The 18,363-nt window shown below is 68.8% G+C and carries 8 protein-coding genes; 6 read left to right on the forward strand and 2 right to left on the reverse strand.

Going from position 1 to position 18,363, the window contains the following annotated elements; all coding sequences use genetic code 11:
• Positions 1-17: 17 nt before the first annotated feature.
• Positions 18-6,200, reverse strand: coding sequence for an Ig-like domain-containing protein (locus JOF46_RS19010; protein WP_209910132.1), 6,183 nt, complete (start codon positions 6,198-6,200; stop codon positions 18-20).
• 237 nt (positions 6,201-6,437) lie between these two features.
• On the opposite strand from JOF46_RS19010, the gene JOF46_RS19015 reads away from it, so the two are divergent.
• A complete protein-coding gene (locus tag JOF46_RS19015) occupies positions 6,438-8,105 on the forward strand; it encodes a DUF885 domain-containing protein (RefSeq protein ID WP_209910135.1) in 1,668 nt (555 codons plus the stop codon).
• A gap of 514 nt (positions 8,106-8,619) precedes the next feature.
• Here the strand turns inward: JOF46_RS19015 and JOF46_RS19020 are convergent.
• Complete coding sequence (locus JOF46_RS19020; RefSeq protein WP_209910137.1) at positions 8,620-11,193, reverse strand: helix-turn-helix transcriptional regulator; 2,574 nt, start codon at positions 11,191-11,193, stop codon at positions 8,620-8,622.
• Positions 11,194-11,425: 232 nt separating this feature from the next.
• On the opposite strand from JOF46_RS19020, the gene JOF46_RS19025 reads away from it, so the two are divergent.
• The 5 genes from JOF46_RS19025 (at position 11,426) to JOF46_RS19045 (ending at position 18,236) form a co-directional block, all read left to right on the forward strand.
• Entirely contained in the window at positions 11,426-12,841 is a 1,416-nt protein-coding gene (locus tag JOF46_RS19025; protein ID WP_425355070.1) for a dicarboxylate/amino acid:cation symporter, read from the forward strand.
• A 203-nt stretch (positions 12,842-13,044) separates the two neighbouring features.
• Entirely contained in the window at positions 13,045-13,689 is a 645-nt protein-coding gene (locus JOF46_RS19030) for a TetR/AcrR family transcriptional regulator (RefSeq protein ID WP_209910140.1), read from the forward strand.
• A 1,041-nt stretch (positions 13,690-14,730) separates the two neighbouring features.
• On the forward strand, positions 14,731-17,091 hold the full coding sequence (locus JOF46_RS19035; RefSeq protein ID WP_425355087.1) for an MMPL family transporter: 2,361 nt from the start codon (positions 14,731-14,733) through the stop codon (positions 17,089-17,091).
• 71 nt (positions 17,092-17,162) lie between these two features.
• Positions 17,163-17,804 (forward strand): Maf family protein, encoded by a 642-nt coding sequence (locus JOF46_RS19040; RefSeq protein ID WP_245348703.1) that lies wholly within the window; start codon positions 17,163-17,165, stop codon positions 17,802-17,804.
• Positions 17,805-18,002: 198 nt separating this feature from the next.
• Positions 18,003-18,236: a hypothetical protein gene (locus JOF46_RS19045; protein ID WP_209910149.1), complete on the forward strand. Its 234-nt coding sequence runs from the start codon at positions 18,003-18,005 to the stop codon at positions 18,234-18,236.
• The last annotated feature ends 127 nt before the right edge of the window (positions 18,237-18,363 follow it).

The following is an 18,363-nucleotide window of genomic DNA, read 5'->3' on the forward strand; positions in this document are numbered from 1 at the left end:
GTGCACCGGTTGCGGCGTCAGAATCCGGTCGTATTCGATTTCACGCCATCGACCGTCGCGTAGTAGGGGGACTTGTATCCCGGTTCCACCACGCAGGGCAGGTCCCCCGAGGCCCGGCCGTTGGATCCGACGTTGAACGTCATGGTGTGGGACGCGAAGTTCCCGCCGGAGTGGTAGCAGCTGGTCGCGTAGGTGTGGGTCCCGGGGTCGAAGTTGAACAGCTCCACGTGGTACTTGTAGCAGTTCGGGTCGCAGGTCGAGTTGGGATACCCGTTGTAGTTCGGGCCGCGGCTCAGCTGCACCGAGCGGGCCGGTTTCGGGTTGGTCTGCTCGGTCTTCGACCACGACCTGGATTGGCCCTCGGAGTCGCGGGCGACGATCTTCAGCGTCCGGGCGGTCGAGTAGCCGAGGCTCTCCACGCGCTGCACCCCGTCGTTGGCGCTGTTGTTGCCGTTGATGGTGACCGTGTGGGTGACCTTGCGCCCGTTGGCCTCGCCGGCGGCGGCGTTCCAGGTGAACTTGATCCAGTGGTCCCCGTGCGTGGCGGCGAGCTGCGCGTTGTCGCGCAGCGGGCCGTAGGCGCTCATCTGGTTGCTGGCCGGGCTTGGCTTGGCCGGGCCGGCGGCGTTCAGCGCGCGCACCTGCCAGGTGTGGGCCTGGCCGTTGGCGCCGCTGTCGATGGTCCCGCCCGGGCCGCCGAAGGACGTCCAGGCCCCGCCGTCGGTGGAGTACTGGTAGCCGGTGACCGGCGAGCCGTTGGCGCCGGGCGCCTGGAATTCGAGCCTGACCATGCGGTCGGCGCCGGTGGCCTTCGCCGCGACAGAGCCGACGGCCTTCGGGCGCCCGTACGGGGTGACCGCGGTGGACTGCGGGCTCTGTTCGGAGGCACCGACGCGGTTGGTGGCCTGCACCGTGAAGCGGTAGGACTTCGAAGTCCCGAGCCCGGTGACGGCCTGCCGCTGCCGGCTGGCCGGGATGCCGGAGACGGTCTTGACCAGCGTCGCGGATTCGTAGACCCGCACGGTGTAGCCGGTCAGGGCGGCGCCGTTGGCGCCCGGGACCTGCCAGGACACGTCCACCACGCCGCCGTCGATCGCCGAGTCCTGGCGCACCGCGGTGGGCGCGTTCGGGGTGAAGGGCTTGCCGGCCGGGGTGACCGAGGCGGAGTAGGCGCTGAATTGCGAGGGCCTGGCGGCCTTGTTCACCGCGCGCACCCTTACCTGGTAGGCGGTGCCGTTCTTCAGTCCCTCCCAGGTGTAGGAGGTGCCGGCGATCCCGGAGACCTGGGTGATGCCGTTGGCCGGGGCCGGGGAGATCTCCAGGGTGTAGCCCTGGATCGCCGAACCGCGGCTCACCGGCGCCTTCCAGCTGAAGGTGGCCTGGGTGTCCCCGTCCTTCCCGGTCGGGGCGGCGGGCTGTTCCGGTTCCACGTCGGGGCGGACGTCGGCGGAGGGCGGGGAGGCCGGCGATTCGCCCACGGCGTTGGTGGCGGTGACCGTGAAGTTGTAGATGGTGTCGTTGGTCAGCGGCGTGATGGTGCAGGTGGTCGTCGTGCACTTTTGTGTGTGCCCGCCGCCGGAAACCGTGTAGTGGGTGATCGGCGAACCGTTGTTCGCCGGCGGTGCCCAGGTCAGCACGGCTTTTTGGTCGCCCGTGGATTCCACCCGGGGCAGCGAGGGCACGTTCGGGGCGCCCTTGACGTTCAGCGTCACGGTGCCGATGACGTTGCGCGAGACATCCTCGGTGACGTCTCCGATGGTGTATTCCACCCGCATGGTGCCCACGAAGTCCTCGCTCGGGGTGATCGCGACCTTGTCCCCGGACACCGTTGCGGTGCCGTGGCCGCGTTCCAGCGGGCGCGCGTTGATCAGCCGCAGCGGCCCTTGGTCTGCGTAGGGGTTGTGGTCGTTGGCCAGCACCTCGACGCTCTCGGTGCGTCCCTGGGCCGCGTCGGCGACGTTGTCCGCGACGGCGACCGGCAGCTCCCGGGTGGAGCCGGTGACGGTGATGCCCATGGCGACGGTGGTCGGCGGGTTGACCCCGTCGCTCACCGAGACCCCGACGCTGCCGCGGGTGCCCTTGGGGGTGTCAGCCGCCGCGCGCACGCGCAGCGTGTGCCCGTCGACGATTTCGGCCTCCACGCCCTGGATGTCCACGGCGCCCAGGGCGAAGGCGAGCTTGGGCACGTCTTCCTCGTTCGGGTCGTTCGCGGCCATGCGCAAATCCATTTCGGCAGGTTCCCCGCCCTGGCCCACGGACAGCGCATTGGCCTGGAGGGTCGGCGGGAAGTTCACCGGATCGGGCTGCTCTTCCTCTTTTTCTTCTTCCGGGTCGTCCTCGGGGCCCTGGCCCTCGCGCTGTTGGTTCGGGTCGTTGCCCGGGGCCGGGTCGACGTTGATCGGCACGGTCAGCGTGGAGGTCAGCCCCTTGGAGTCGTCGGGTCCGGACCCGTCGGTGACCTCGAAGGTCACCGCGGCCGGGCCGGAGAAGTCCACGGGCGCCCGGAAGGCGAGCTCGGTGGCGGAGAGCACCAGGTCCCCGTCGTTGGCCGGCATCGAGGTCACGGAGTCCGCGGTGGTCAACCGGGGGCTGCGGCCCTCTCGCACGAGCACCAGCTCGTCGAGCTTCAGCGGCAGCAGCTGGCCGGCCTCGACCTTCAGGGCCAGGCCGCTGCGCAGGATCGGGCGCGCCCCGCCGGTGCCGGGCACGTGCACGAACGCGTTGGAGGCCAGCCCGTCCGGGTCGGTGAGCGTGTAGGCGATGACCTGGCGTTCGGCGCCGATCGCCACGGTGAGGCCGTCCTCGCCCATGCGCACGCCCTTCGGCGCGTCGGGCAGGCTGACCTCGAGGTCCGCGGCGCTGCCGTCGGGGTCCTCGTCGTTGCGCAGGATGTCGATGGTGACTTCATCGTTCTCGATGACTTCCTCGAGCGAGACGCGGTCGTCGCGGGCGATCGGGGCCAGCAGGCGGGCCTCGGGATCCGACTTCACGGTCAGGGTGGCGCTGGCGGTGCCGCCGCGCCCGTCGCTGATCCGGTAGCGCACCGAGATGGTGCCCTCATCCGGCGGGGAGCTGAGCACCACGCGCCCGTCGATCACCTCGGCCTTGACCGAGGACTCGGAGCCGACCTCGGAGAGCAAGGCCAGCGAGTCGCCGTCCGGGTCGGTGTCGTTGTCCATCACGTCCACCGCCACGGGGCGTTCGGGGCGCACCGTGATGAAGTCGTTCACCGCCACCGGCGGGTTGTTGGCCTCGGCCAGCGGGGCGATGCCGATCTTCACGGTGGCGGTGGCCCGCGCGCCGAGCCGGTCCTCGACGATATAGCTGAACTCGTCGGTGCCCGAGGCATCCTTGTTGGCGGTGTAGTCGATGGCCGAGCCGCGGATCCGGGCGGTGCCCAGGCGCGGGGCCGAGCCGAACTGGACCAGCGCCACCGAGTCCCCGTCGGGGTCGATGGCCTCCAGCGGCACCTGCACGCTGGTGCTGCTGCCGGCAAAGACCCGGCCCTTCACCGGCACCGGGTTCGGCGGGGTGTTCTTCTCCAGGTCGTTAGCGTCGGCGGCGGGCTGGACGTCGAAAGTCACGCTCGCGCTGGCCTCCTGGCCGTCGGGCCCGGCCACGGTGTACACGGCCGAGACCTGGCGGGGCTTGCCGTCGAAGTCCCCGGCGCGGAAGCGCACGGTGGAATCCGCGACGGAGATCAGCGAGCCCTCACCGAGGTCCCCGGTCTCCTCCAGCTCCGGTTCCAGGGTCAGCTTTCCGCCGTTGGGGTGGATGTCGTTCTCCAGCACCTTCACGGTCGCCACGTCGCCGGCGCGCACCGTCACCGTGTCCGGGTTGGCCTGCGGCGGGTCAAGGCGCGGCGGGGCGGGGATCGGCACGACCCGGATCTCGCCGGTGGCCTGCACCGCGCCGTTGGAGATGGTGTAGCCGATGGTGGTCGGGTCGGTCAGCCCGCGCACGTCGGTGATGCGCACCAGCGCATTGCGTTCGACGCTGGTGGAGAACGGGGCCTCGGTGTTGTTCTCCACGCCGGTGACCACCAGCACGCCGCCGGCCGGGTCGGAGTCGTTGCCCAGCACGTCGACCAGCACGTCCTGCCCGGAGGGCAGCAGCGCCATGTCGCGCACGGCCACCGGGGCGGCGTCGCTGGGCTCGGGCGCCTTGATGTCGATGCGCACCAGGCCCGGCGCGCTGGCCGGTCCGTTGGTGGCCAGGTATTCGGCGTAGAAGGTCCCGGGACGTTCGCCGGTGACGGTCACGGTGCCGGTCTCGGTGTTGGTCTTCAGTTCCAGGCCGGTGACGTCGTCCACCCCGGCCAGGCGCAGCCCGGCCCCGGAGGGGTCGATGTCGTTGAGCAAGGGTTCGAAGGCCGTCGCCTCGTTGACGCGGGCGACCACGTGGTCGGTGGCGGTGACCGGCTTGACGGCGGTGTCGGCGAGCACCTCGACCAGGACGCGGCCCTTGGTGCTTTCGCGGCCGTCGGAAACCTGGATCGTGACCTCCTTCTGGCCGATGCGCTTGCCGTCGTCCTGGAAGGTGAGGGTGCCGTCGGGGCGGACCCGGATGACGTCGTCGCCCTCGCTGGTTCCGCCGAGCAGGCGCAGGTCGTCGCCCTCGGCGTCGGTCCAGTCGGTCAGCAGGTTGCGGCTGGCCGATTCGCCCTGGCGGACCTGCAGGATGGTGGTGCGCCGCTGTTCCGGGGCCTCGTTGGTTTCCTGGTCCACGACCTTGAGGCTGACCGACGCGGTGTCGGAGCCGCCGCGCCCGTCGGAGGCGGTGTAGCTGAATCGCGCCGCGCCGGTGGCGTCCTTGGGCACCACGATCTGGAAGCCGGTCCCGTCGTGCACCGGCTGCAGCTCGCCCAGGGACGGCCCGCCGCCCTCCACCTCGGCGAGAAGCAGGTCGCCGTCGGGGTCCACGTCGTTGTAGAGCACCGGCAGCAGGGTGGCCCGGCCGGGGCGCACCGCGAAGGTGTCGTCCTCGGCGATCGGCTTTTCGTTCTTCTCGGTGCGGTTGGGCAGCTCGATGGCGTCGGTGATCTCCTTGGTCTCCTCCTCCTTGGCCTCGCCCTCGCCCTTGGGCGGTTCCAGGTCGCTCCAGTTGCTGACGATCTCCATGCCCTCGTTCATCAGCCAGACCTGGCCGGTGGAGATGTCGTTGAGCACCACGACGTTGCGGTTGACCCGGAATTTCAGCTCGGTTCCCTGGGGCATCTCGGGGATGGGCATGTTCTGGTTCTGCGCGGGGTCCGCGCAGTGGCGCAGGTACTGGGCGCTGGTCTGCCAGGCGGCATAGGTGCAGCTGCCCACGCGCACCGGTTCGATGGGGGTTCCGGCGGTCTCGACCTGCTCGTAGTTCACGTCCCGCCCGTCCAGCGACACCGTGGCCAGCGCGTTGTCCAGCGCGATGGCCACGCCCGCGGCCTCCGGCCCGGGGGCCTGGATCCTGGCATTGGCCGGGTTCTCCACGGTGGCGTGCCGTCCGGTGGAGGTGTAGATGTCCCCGGTGGCCGCGTCGAAGACCACGCCGGTCGCCCCGACGGCGCTCAGCTGCGGCTCTTCCATCGAGGTCAGTTCCTCGATGGCGATCTTGCTGAGGGGCTGCGCGGCGCCCTCGGCGTCGAGGGTGTGGGCGGCGAGCACCCCGGACTGGTAGTCCACGCTCCACACGGTGTCGTCGGCGCCGACCACGGCGTCCACCTCGCCGTTGGAATCGATGATCGGAGTGGCGCCGTCGCCGGAGAATTCGGAGATGTTCTCCACCATGGTGGCCTGCACGGTGCCGTGCTCGTCGTCGGTGACCGCCACGACGGAGGCGCCGAACGAGAAGGATGAGTTGGCGGGCAGGTTGTTGTCGCCCGCGAATTGGACCATGGCCGGGTCGATGGTGGTCAGCGACGCCTGCTCGAGGTTGCGCACGAAGACCCGTTCGTCGTGCTGGGCCAGGTCGTAGCGCGGCAGCGGCGTGACCACGCCGCCGTCGATGACGCGCGACTGGTAGTTGACGTGCCCGATCTTGCCCTCGGCCTGGTTGGTGACCCAGACGCCGCCGTCGTTCAATTCCACGTCCGCGGTTTCGAATCCGGGATGGATGATGGCCCCGGCAACGGCGAGTGCGGCCACGAGGGGGACGACCACTGCCTTGAAGGCGGTGCCCTTCAATGGTTCGGTCCACCGGGCGCGACGGGGCTTGTCCATGTGCGGTCATTCCTTGCTGTGTGTTCACGAATCGGCCGGATTCGAGCGCTGCGATGCCCCACCGCGGAAAGGTCGAACTTACCCAGTCTACAAAGAATGGACAATCCCCTGCCATGGTGAGTTCTCCCCATGCCCCGTGCCGGGCCCCGGCACCCGGATTCCACGCGGTGCCGGGCCCCCGGATTTCACCACCGATTTTCCTTCAACATCCATTTCACGTCGGCTAGTGTTGGGGTTATGACTGATATCACTGCCCCGCGCACGCCCAGCGCCATCGACGCCGTCGCCAACGAGTACTTCGCCCGCCTGCTCGAACTCGTCCCGGAGTTCGCCACCGAGCTGGGCCTGCCCGGCCAAGAGGCCGCCTACTCCGACTACTCGCCCTCCGGCGTGGCGGCCCAGACCGCAGCGGCCCGCGACGCCCTGGCCAAGCTCGAGCCCCTGGCCCCGGTGGACGGGATCGATGCGACCACGCTCGACGCGATGAACGAGCGCCTCGGGCTGGACATCGAGATCGCCGAGACCCGGCGCACCGAGCTGAACAACATCGCCTCCCCCGCCCAGGACCTGCGCGCCATCTTCGACCTGATGCCGCAGGAGACCTCCGCCGACTACGGGTTCATCGCCCAGAGGATGCACAACCTGCCCGCCGCGATGGACGGGTACATCGCCTCGCTGCGCGATTCGGCGGCCCGCGGGCTGGTCGCGGCCTCGCGGCAGGTGAAGATCGTCATCAGCCAGGGCCGGGAGTACGCCAAGGAAGGCGGCTTCTTCGACGCCCTGGCCGCCGCCGGCACGAAGGTCGACCCCGAACTCGGCGAGCGCCTGGGCGCCGGGGCCGCCGCCGCCAACGCCGCCTACCTGCGCCTGGCCACGGTGCTCGAGTCGGAGCTGCTGCCGCTGGCGCCCCAGGAGGACGCCGTGGGCAGGGAATACTATGCGCTGATGTCCCGCCGCTTCCTGGGCGCCGCGGTCGACCTGGAGGAGACCTACGCCTGGGGCGTGAACGAACTGGCGAACATCATCACGGAGCAGGAACGGGTGGCCGAACAGATCCGCCCCGGGGCCTCCATCGCCGAGGCCAAGGAGGTCCTGAACCAGGATCCCGCACGCCAGCTGGCCGGAACCGACGCATTGCAGGCCTGGATGCAGGAGAAGTCCGACGCGGCGCTGGTGGCGCTGGCCGGCACGCACTTCGAGATCCCCTCCCCGATGGACCAGATCCAATGCATGATCGCCCCCACCCAGGAGGGCGGCATCTACTACACCGGGCCCTCCGAGGACTTCAGCCGCCCGGGCCGCATGTGGTGGTCGGTGCCCGAGGGCGAGGACCAGTTCACCACCTGGTCGGAGTTGACCACCGTGTACCACGAGGGCGTGCCGGGCCACCACCTGCAGGTGGCCACCGCCGTCATGTCCCGCGACACGCTCAACGACTGGCGACGGCATGCCTGCTGGGTCTCGGGGCACGGCGAGGGCTGGGCGCTGTATGCCGAGCGGCTCATGCACGATCTGGGGTACCTTGCGGATCCGGGTGACTACATGGGCATGCTCGATGCCCAGCGCATGCGTGCGGCGCGCGTCGTCTTCGACATCGGCGTCCACCTGGGGCTCCAGATTCCCGAGGCCTGGGGTTCGGGGACCTGGGACAGCGAGTCGGGCTTCGCGTTCCTGGAAAGGAACCTGGACATCTCGGCCGGACAGCTGGAATTCGAGTTCACCCGCTACCTGGGTTGGCCGGGCCAGGCGCCGGCCTACAAGGTCGGGCAGCGCCTGTGGGAGCAGATCCGCGACGAGCGGGCAGCCCGCGCCGGTGACGGGTTCGACCTGAAGGCGTTCCACACCCAGGCGCTGGCGCTTGGTTCGGTGGGACTGGACACCCTGCGCCGCGCCCTGCTGGCATAGCCCGGGATCTTTCCTCCTCCGTTTCGGACAACCGGTGCCCGGCCGCTCCCTTCGAAGGCCGGGCACCGCTTGGCGGCACCGTGGCTCCGAAACCCACCCTGGCGAAATTCCCGAGTCTGATTAGGCATTTTGCGTGCGCTCCGAATAGCTTCCCGGACCTTTTGTCCATTTGCGTTGGTTTGAGGGTGAAGGCAAGGGTGAAACCGCGCACCGACACTGATATCCCGCTTGATTACCTGCGATAGTTGGACTTGTTGCTGCAGAACACGCCGAGGTGACCACAACCCGGGAAACCGGAAAACTCCACTTCGCGTACAAAAGCGTTCACCGCTGGGGAAGTTCGCAGTGCGGCATGGATGCATTGCTTGGGGGCTGCATCAGTGCCGATGGGGGGAATGTTCCGAGTCGTGTTTTGGTGGAAACCCTACCCCCGCCCCGGGCATCGCATGCCACCGGACCCGTCCGATATCGCCTTGCGGGGTTTGCCGTTACCGTTCCCTCGGACCGCCGCGGCTTAATCGACCGCTTCGACGTCCTTGCTCGGGATCAGGCCCTGTACGCGTGCCGATTCCAGTGCGGAGGCGCGGTCTGACACTCCCAGCTTCCGGTAGATGCTGCGCAATTGGCTCTTGACCGTGTTCACCGAGACGAATTGCCGCTCGGCGATCTCGGCGGCGCTCCCGGTGGAAACCAGCTCCCCCAGCACCGCCAGCTCCCGGGCGCTGAGCACCGCACGACCCAGGCCGCCGGGGATGTTCGAGACGGTGTTCGGATCGACCTTCAGCCTGATGCCCAGCTCCCTGGCTTCGGTGAGTATGCGCTCCAGGTCCGGGGCAGGCAAAAGGTTCAGTGCCATGCCCAGTCCGTATTCCTCGCTCAGCGCCGCCACCATGCGAAGGGCCCCGCCAATGGCGGGACGATTGTTCTGCTGCAGGGTTGCGGCCAGGACCAGGACCGCCTGCTGGAAGCGGGTGCGCGGTTGCACGGCGGCTCCCAGCGAGGTGCAAAGCCGCAAGACCTCCGCGGCATCCCCCTGGGCCAGGCGCACCCGCGCCTGCATCAAGGTCCGCGATGTTTCCGAGCCGGACTTGGCGGCGACCTTCAACGCGTTGACCGGATCCCCCACCGCCAGGTTCAGCAGGCAGGAGGCCGAAACCAGCATCTGTTTGCCGTACTTCTGGGCGACGGGTTGTTCGCGTTCGCGCACCAGGTAGCCCTGCATCCGCACCAGGGACGCCGTCGTTTCGCCGGTGACCACCGCCAGCATCGCCTCGGCCAACCGGATGGCCGGCCAGAACTCGTTGTTGTGCTGGTCGATGCGCAACAGATCCACCCAGCGTGCGGCATCCTCGAAACGCTGTTCCTCCATGGCACACAGGAACGACGCGGCCCTGAAGGGGGTGGCGAAGTAGGCGCTGGTGGCCGGATTCGCCCAGTGTTCCGGCAAGGACTCGGCCAGCAGTGCCGACGCCTTGTGGATGTCCCCGGCGAGGGCATAAAGGTAGGCCTGGACCGTGGTTGCGTAGTGGTCGTTGTCTGCGCGGTTGTGCCGCTGGTCGGCGGAGACCCCGATCTCGGCGGCGATGAGCGCTTCGTCGTGGGCGCCGCCTGCGTGCAGGCCCAGTGCCAGCTGGACGATCATCGGGCCTTCGAACGGCCCCAGTTTGTCGCGCTGCCCCGGGTCCATGTCCCGATGCAGGGCCAGGGCGCTGCGTGCGGTCTTGACCGACAGCTCGCCGATGCCGCTGAGCCTTGCGGCGACCGATTCGATCAGGACCATGACCATCTTGTCCGCGGGCGGGGCATTGCGTCCCACGGTGCGCGCACCGGTGGCGGCCAGGGCCAGCAGTTCCAGGGTCTTGAGCTTGAACTTCCCGGTGGCGCTGTAGGCGATCGCCAGGCTGATGGCGAGCAGCGGGTACCGCGCCAGCACCGCCAGGGGCAGTTCGTCCAGCAGCACCGATCCGCGGGTGCCCAGTTCCCCCTCGAGGTATTCGTCCGCGTGCATGCGCAGGATGTCGGAGGCCAGCTGGTGGTCCGGCGCGGCCAACGCGTGGCGCAGTGCCCGGAACGCGGACCCCCGGGTCATCTCGTATCGTGCGCAAATCCGGTGCAGTGAACGCAGCCGTTCCTTGTCCGGGGCCAGGTAGGCGTTTGTCAGCACCCGGCGCAGCACGGGGTGCAGGCAGTATTCCTCGTCGGGGTTCCGCGACGAGCGGTAGACCAGGCCCCTGCTTTCCAGATCCGGCAACCACGCCGCGGGGTGGCTCTCGGCCAGCAGCGGCAGCAGCGCCCGGGGCACCGTGGTGGGCACGGCGAGCACCGCAAGGAAGTCGAGCTGTCCGGGCTCGAGTGCTTCGCCCTCCAGCATCGCCTTCATGTCGCGGTCCACCGCGGCATTCACCTCGGCCAGAAATGACCGGGCCGGCGGGTCCAGTTCCAGCAGCGCGGGTGCCGGCGGTCCCAGGGGCGAGGCATGCTTGCCCGGCTTGACCCGTGCCGGCGTCGGCTCCGGGGCGCGCATGGTCTGCGCCCGGAGCTTGGCCATGCGCATCAGCTGCGGGGTGCCGCACAAATCGAGACACAACGGCTCGGCAAAACGCCCAAGCGCGCTACCGCGGAAATAGGCCGCCGTCTCGTCGGCGGTAAAGGGGAATTCATGTGGCGGAACCACGGCGAGATCGAACGAAAGCAGCGTGCGCTGGCGCTCGAGGTCCAGGTACTCGTTCGTGAGAACCAGTGCGCGTCGCCCGGGATGCTCGCTTGCCATCTGCTGCACGAAGCCGGTCAGCTGGCCGTTGAACCCGGCGGTGCAGTCCTCGAGCACCACCAGGTGCGAGTCCGGGTCTTCGGCCGCCTCATAGTGTCTGGCCAGCACCAGATCCAGCGGCTCCTCGAGCTCGCTGCATTTGATCCAGCTCCAGTTCCTGGCCTGGGGATCTCTCCGGGACAGCCAATCGCGAACGGCCACGCTCTTGCCGGCTCCGCGCGGTGCCCTGGCGATCACCGCCGAAGATGCCACCGCCTGGTCAAGCAAGGCATCGAGTCGGGGCCGGGACAGAGTGTCGTCGACTTTTCCCCAGATCATGCGTTCCGGCCTCCATTCCCCAGCTGCGATCCATCGGGCCCGGAGCCCGGTTTTCCGCGGGCACGAACAATTAACATACAAACCGTTTGGTTGAAAGCTCAGCTTAACACCGGGGCGCATCGCTATGTAATGGAACACAAATTCCCCGCAACAATCCGCTGGGGAGGACTTTTGCGTAACATTGCTCAATGCTGGCTATCCGTTGCCAGTCTCCACCGCCTAGCTTCTAATCGTGACTACCTCAAATACGACGCCCACGAGGCGCATCCCCGCATGGGCCACGGCATTCGGCCCGCAAATCATCATCGCCCTGATCCTGGGTCTTGGCCTTGGCCTGCTGGCCAAGTACACCGGGCACAGCAAGGAAACCCCCACGGGGCTCGGCACGACCCTGGCAACGATCGGTTCCAGCTACGTCTCGCTGCTCAAGGCCGCCGTCATCCCGCTGGTCTTCTTCGCGGTGGTCGCCTCGATCGCCAACCTCTCCAAGGTGACCAACGCCGCCCGCCTGGCCTGGCAGACCATCCTCTGGTTCGCCATCACCTCGCTGATCTCCGTGGTCATCGGCATGGTGCTGGGCACCGTGCTGCGTCCCGGCGCCGGCACCGGCCAGGACACACCGGCCGAGTACGACGGGCGCACCGGCGACTGGTGGTCCTTCCTCATCGGGCTGATCCCCTCGAACTTCCTGGGCCTTGGCGCCACCTCGCAGGTCGCCGAGTCCGGCGCCGTCGCCACGTCGCTGAACTTCAACGTGCTCCAGGTGCTGGTCATCGCCATCACCGTGGGCATCGCGGCGCTGAAGGTCGGCGACGCCGCCCGCCCGTTCCTGGACTTCTCCGCCGCCACGCTGGCCGTGATCCAGAAGATCCTGTGGTGGATCATCCGCCTGGCGCCGCTGGGCACCGTCGGGCTGATCGGCAACGCCGTGGCCACCTACGGCTGGGACACCATCGGTGCGCTGGGCAAGTTCTCGCTGGCCATCTACATCGGGCTGGCCGTGGTGCTCTTTGGCCTGTACCCGGTGCTGGTGCGTGCGCACGGGCTGAGCGTCAGGCAGTACTTCTCCGGCGTGTGGCCGGCCGTGCAGCTGGGCTTCGTGTCCCGCTCCTCCATCGGCACCCTGCCGCTGACCCAGCGCGTGACCGAACGCAACCTCGGTGTGCCCTCGGCCTATGCCTCCTTCGCCGTGCCGCTGGGCGCCACGACCAAGATGGACGGCTGCGCCGCGATCTACCCGGCGATCTCCGCGATCTTCGTCGCCCAGTTCTTCGGCATCGACCTTTCGCTGACCGACTACCTGCTGATCGCCCTGGTCTCGGTGCTGGGCTCGGCCGCCACCGCCGGGACCACCGGCGCCGTGGTCATGCTGACCCTGACGCTGTCGACCATCGGCCTGCCGCTGGCCGGCGTGGGACTGATCCTGGCCGTTGACCCGATCCTGGACATGGGCCGCACCGCGGTCAACGTCGCCGGACAGGCATTGGTGCCGACCATCGTGGCCAAGCGCGAGGGAATCCTGGACACGGAGCTGTACAACGCACCGCGCCACGGCGACCCGTTCAACGACGAGTTCAAGACGACCGCCGATTCCGCCGGATCGACCGAACCCGAGGCACGCGAGGTGCAGCCGGCCCCTGTCGGCTAGCGGCAACGCAGTGCGGTAGTCACGATTCCTACCAGGGCGGGTCGCCTGGTTCCCGGGATGCAACATCCACCGGGCGCCAGGCGGCCCGCCCCTTGTTGTTCCCCCGCATGCATTCCCCGTTCCAGGGAGTTGGCAGGGAATCAGCACGAAAATTGCACGGCATGCAAGTTTGCACGTAGTGTAGAAAGGTGAGCTCCTCCCCCATGCCCCCGCCCTCGCGGCGCGAACTGAACAAGGCCGCCACGCGGGCGGCCATCGTGCAGGCGGCCTTCGGCCAACTGGAGTCCGCCGGCTACGCGGCACTGACCGCCGAGTCCGTGGCCGACGCCGCCGGGGTCTCCCGCCGCACCTTCTTCAACTACTTCCCCTCGATCGAGGCTGCCCTGAACGAGCCGACCAAGCTCCTGCTGGAAAACGCCGTGGCGGTGCTCGACGAGCTGGACCCGGAGCTGGACCTGCTCTCCGCCGCGGTGGCGACCGTCGAATCCCTCGTGGACCCGGCCCTGCTCGAGCCCATAGCCAACCTGTACCTGCTGGCCTCCGAGCACCCGCAGATGGCGCGGATGCAGCTGGAGGCGTGGAACGACTGCGCCGGGGCGCTCACCGGGATCATCACCGCCCGCGCCCCGCACGGCACCCCGCTGGCCGCCACGGTCTTCGCCCACTGCGTCATCGGCGCCGGCAAGGCCGCCTTCGCCCAGTGGTCCCGCGAGCTCGCAGCCGCCCCGGACCCCGCCGATCCGCGCCGCACGCACATGCTGCGCGCCACCCTCGCCGAGGCCATCGCCCAATTGCGCGACGGCTTCCCCTCCCTGCAACAACGTGCACAGCACACACGAAAGGCCTAAGACACCATGGCTTCCTTCCTTTACCGACTTGGTGCACTGGCCTACCGCAGGCGCTGGGCCGTCGTGGGCATCTGGGCCGTCCTGCTGCTGGTGATCGGCCTGTGCGCCGGCGCCTTCATGGGCAAGCTTTCCAACACCTTCACCATCCCAGGCACCGAAACCCAGCGCACGCTGGACCGGATGAAGGTCGAGATGCCCGAGCTGGCCGGCGGCACCGGCTCGATCGTCTTCCGTTCCCAGGACGGCGAGGCGCTGAGTCCCGCCCAGCACCGGGCCATCGAATCCTCGCTGGAGGACTTGGCTTCCCAGTCCGAGATCACCGAGGTCGCCAAGCCCTTCGAGCTGCAGAAGCAACTCGATGAGGCCAAGCCGAAGATCGCCGAGGGGCAGGCAAAGCTCGACGACGCCGCCAAGCAGCTGGAAGACGGCAAGAAGCAACTTGCCGATGGCAGGAAGCAGCTGGCCGAGGCGCAGGACGGCCTCGACTCCGGGCGCGTGCAGCTGGGCGATGCCAAGAAGGAGATCGCCGAGGGCCGCACGCAATTGGCCGCGGGGCAGGCGAAGCTCGATGCCGCGGCCAAGGAACTGGCCGGCGGTGCCGCCGCTCTCAAGAGCGGGCAGGGCCAGCTGGATGCGGGGCAGCGCAAGTGGGACGCGGGCAACCGCGAATACCAGGCCGGGGCGAAGCAGATCGCCGATGGCCGCAAGGCACTGGCCGCCGGAGCGGCCAAGCTCGATGCCGGGGCCAAGGACCTGGCCACCGGGCGGGCGCAGTACGACGCCGGCATGAAGCAGCTCCCTGTGGGCATTTCCGCGTTGGACTCCCAGATCAAGAAGCTCACCGCCAACATCAGCAAAGTCACGAGCCAGCTAGAGGTTGCTAAACGAGAACTGGCGGGCGCAGAAACCGACGAGCAGAAACTGGCCGCCGAGCAAAAGGTCGCCGTCCTCACCGGCAACCTCAAGACTCTCGAACCTCAAAAGTCGGAACTGCTTAAGCAAAAGGCCAAGCTCGAGGCACAGGTGGCAATGCTACCGGCCATGAAGAAGAAGCTTGATGCCGGGGCCAAGGAACTGGCCACCGGGCAGGCGACGCTGAAGGCCAAGAAGGCCGAACTGGAGGCGGGAGCCGCGAAGCTTCCCGCAGCCAAGGCGAAGTTGGACGCCGGGGCCAAGGAACTGGCCGCCAACCGCTCCAAGATCCAGGCCGCAGCGGCGAAGATCTCCGCCGGCCGGGCGCAATTGCGCGCCGGGCAGGCCGAGATCGACACGAATGCCGCCAAGCTGGCCGCGGGCCAGAAGACCATCGAGGAGAACCAGGCCAAGCTTCTCGCCGGGCAAAAGACCGTGGACGAGAAGACCGCGGCGCTGCCGGATGCCGAGGCCAAGCTTGAGGCCGGCGCCAAGGACCTGGCCGCGGGTCGCGCCGAGCTGGCGTTTGCCGAGCGCCAGGCCGGCGCCTCGGCGGGCATGCGCTTCATCTCCGCGGACGGTTCCACCGCCGTGGCGCACGTGACGTTCGTCGGCTCGGCCGACGCGCTTTCCACCGCGCAACGCGCCGACATCCAGTCCATTGCCGCCGGGCCCGAGGCCGCGGGCGTCGAGGTGCTCTTCTCCAAGGAGATCCTGCAGGACCTTTCCTCGATCTTCGGGGCCGCTGAAATCATCGGCCTGGCCGTGGCCGCCGCGGTGCTGCTGGTCATGCTCGGCACGCTGGTCGCCGCCGGGCTGCCGCTGCTGATGGCGGTGCTCGGGGTGGGCGCCGGCGTGGGCGGAACCCTCGCACTGTCCTCGGTCATCGAGATGGCCTCGATCACCCCGGCCCTGGCACTGATGCTGGGGTTGGCGGTGGGCATCGACTACTCGCTGTTCATCGTGCACCGGCACCGCCGCCAGCTGTTGGAGGGCGTGCCGCTGGGCGAATCGATCGCCCGGGCCACCGGCACCAGCGGCAACGCCGTGGTTTTTGCCGGACTGACAGTGGTCATCGCGCTGTCCGCACTGGCCGTGCCGGGGCTCCCGTTCCTGGCCGTGTTGGGCTTCTCCGCCGCGTTCACCGTGATGATGGCGGTGCTGATCGCGATCACGCTGACCCCGGCGCTGCTGGGGATCATCGGCACGAAGCTGGTGTCCAAGCGGGCCTGGGCCCGCCGGGGTGCGGCCGGCGAGGCACAGGCCCGGGCCCCGCGCAACGACGCGGGCAACCGCGGCTGGGGCGCGGTGGTCACCCGCCGCCCGTGGATCGCCACCATCGCGTCCATCGCGATCCTGGCCATCGTGGCGCTGCCGGCGCTGCAGCTGCGCACCGCGTTGCCCGACGGCAGCGCCGAACCGGTGGATTCGGGCGCCTACAAGGCGTACGAGCAGATGAGCGACGCGTTCGGTGCCGGCTACAACGGCCCGCTGCTGGTGCTCGCCGACCTGCCGGCCGGGCTCGATGCCCGCGGCGCGGATGCGGCGAACCTCGACGTTGCCGACGCCGTGCGCAAGATCCCGGGCGTCGTGGCCGCGATCCCGGTGCAGGTCAACAAGGCCCGGAACCTCGGTGCGATCCAGGTGATCCCGGATGCGGGGCCGGCCAGCGCCGAAACCGAGGCACTGGTGCACGCGCTGCGCGACGCGGCGCCCGGCATCCAGGAGGCCACCGGATCGCAGATCGCGGTGACCGGACAGGTCGCCGCGCAGGTGGATGTCTCGGAGAAGCTCGCCGAGGCGCTGCCGATGTACATCGGCATTGTCGTGGGGCTCTCGCTTCTCCTGCTGCTGCTGGTCTTCCGCTCGGTCGTGGTGCCGCTGCTGGCAACCGCCGGCTTCCTGCTCTCGCTGCTGGCCGCCTTCGGCGCCACCGTGGCTGTCTACCAGTTCGGTTGGCTGGGCGGTTTCTTCGACGTGAACGTGCCGGGGCCGATCATGAGCTTCCTGCCGATCCTGCTCACCGGCATCCTGTTCGGGCTGGCCATGGACTACCAGGTGTTCCTGGTGGCGGGCATGCGCGAGTCCTTCGCGCACGGGCAGCCGGCACGTGCAGCTGTGCGCTCGGGCTTCGCCCACTCGGCCCCGGTGGTCACCGCCGCGGCGTTGATCATGACTTCGGTGTTCGCCGGGTTCGTGTTCTCCCACCTGACGATGATCCGGGCCATCGGCTTCTCGCTGGCCATCGGCGTGCTCTTCGACGCGTTCATCGTGCGCATGACGCTGACCCCGGCAATCATGCACCTGCTGGGGCACCGTGCCTGGTACATCCCGCGCTGGCTCGACAAGATCCTGCCGGACGTGGACGTGGAGGGTTCGAAGATCGCCGCGCTCGCCGCCGGGCCGGACGGGGCCGGGGCACCGGATGCGGGCCACGGCGACGGGCACGGGCCGCAGGCGCCCTCCTCCCGGGATACGGTTGATGCATGAGCCAGAACCTGAACCCCAGCAGCAACGCAACCGCCACCGATCCGCGCGGGGAAATCGAGAACCCCGAGGACCTGCCCTTGCTGGTGCTGGCCTCGGCTTCCCCGGGACGGGCCAAGGTGCTCACCGACGCCGGCATCGACTTCGCCGTCCAGGTCTCCGCGGTTGACGAGGACGCGGCGCTGGCAAGCGCCGTCGAGCGCTTCGGCGAGCTGGGCCCGGAGGACACCGCGCTGCTGCTGGCAAAGTCCAAGGCCGAGGACGTCGCCTCCACCGAAGAGGCCGACGGCGCGGTGGTGCTGGGCTGCGACTCGGTCTTCGAGTTCGAGGGCGCGATCTACGGCAAGCCGTACACCGCGGAAATCGCCACCGAACGCTGGGCGGCGATGAGCGGGAAGTCAGGAATCCTGCACACCGGCCACTGGCTCATCGACAACCGCTCCGAGGAAGACGGGGACGGCGGTTCCGGGGCGACCATCGGCGCCATCTCCTCCACCCGCGTGGACTTCGAGCAGGTCGATGCGGAGGAGATCGCCGCCTACGTGGCCACCGGCGAACCGCTGCCGTGCGCCGGCGGGTTCACCATCGACGGGCGCGGGGCCGCCTTCATCCGCGGCATCGAGGGCAACCCGCACACCGTGATCGGACTGAACGTGGCCACACTGCGCGAGCTGCTGCACGAGGCCGGGCTGTCGATCTCCGACGTCTGGGTCTAACCACGCACGGCACCGCCCGAGGGCCCGCACCGAGACCCGGTGCGGGCCCTCGGGCGGTTAACCCGCCGAAGCAGGTGCCGAGTGCCCGAAACAGGTCCCCTGCGCGGGGAGTCGTGAACTTACTCCAGAAACTACTTGCAACAATGGAAAGTAGTTTCTAGACTAGATGAACACCCACCGCCCAGGAGGACCACCGGCATGAACACCCCCGCGAACACCCGCAACAGCAACCAGGGCCGCGCCAAGGGAGCGCTTTACTCCTGGATCGGCTTCGCCACGGGAATCGCCTGCATGGCGGCCCTGATCATCTTCGGACTGGTCAAGGGCAACGCCGGAATGGTCGTGATGGGATCCTCGACGGGGGCCATGCTGGGAGCCCTGTGGGCAAGCACGAGCGCCGCCACCCGAAAGAAGGCGCCGACCTCGGCCTGAGGCGTCCGGGGGCGCCAGGAGTCGCACGCTGCCACGGGTGGCCACGGGCCGCTTCGCAGCAGGTGCCGCAACAGTCGCCGCGACGGCCGGCTCTTGTAGGACTCCTACAAAGAAATCACGACCTACT

The sequence above is a fragment of the Paeniglutamicibacter psychrophenolicus genome (assembly GCF_017876575.1).
Taxonomy (GTDB): Bacteria; Actinomycetota; Actinomycetes; order Actinomycetales; family Micrococcaceae; genus Paeniglutamicibacter; species Paeniglutamicibacter psychrophenolicus.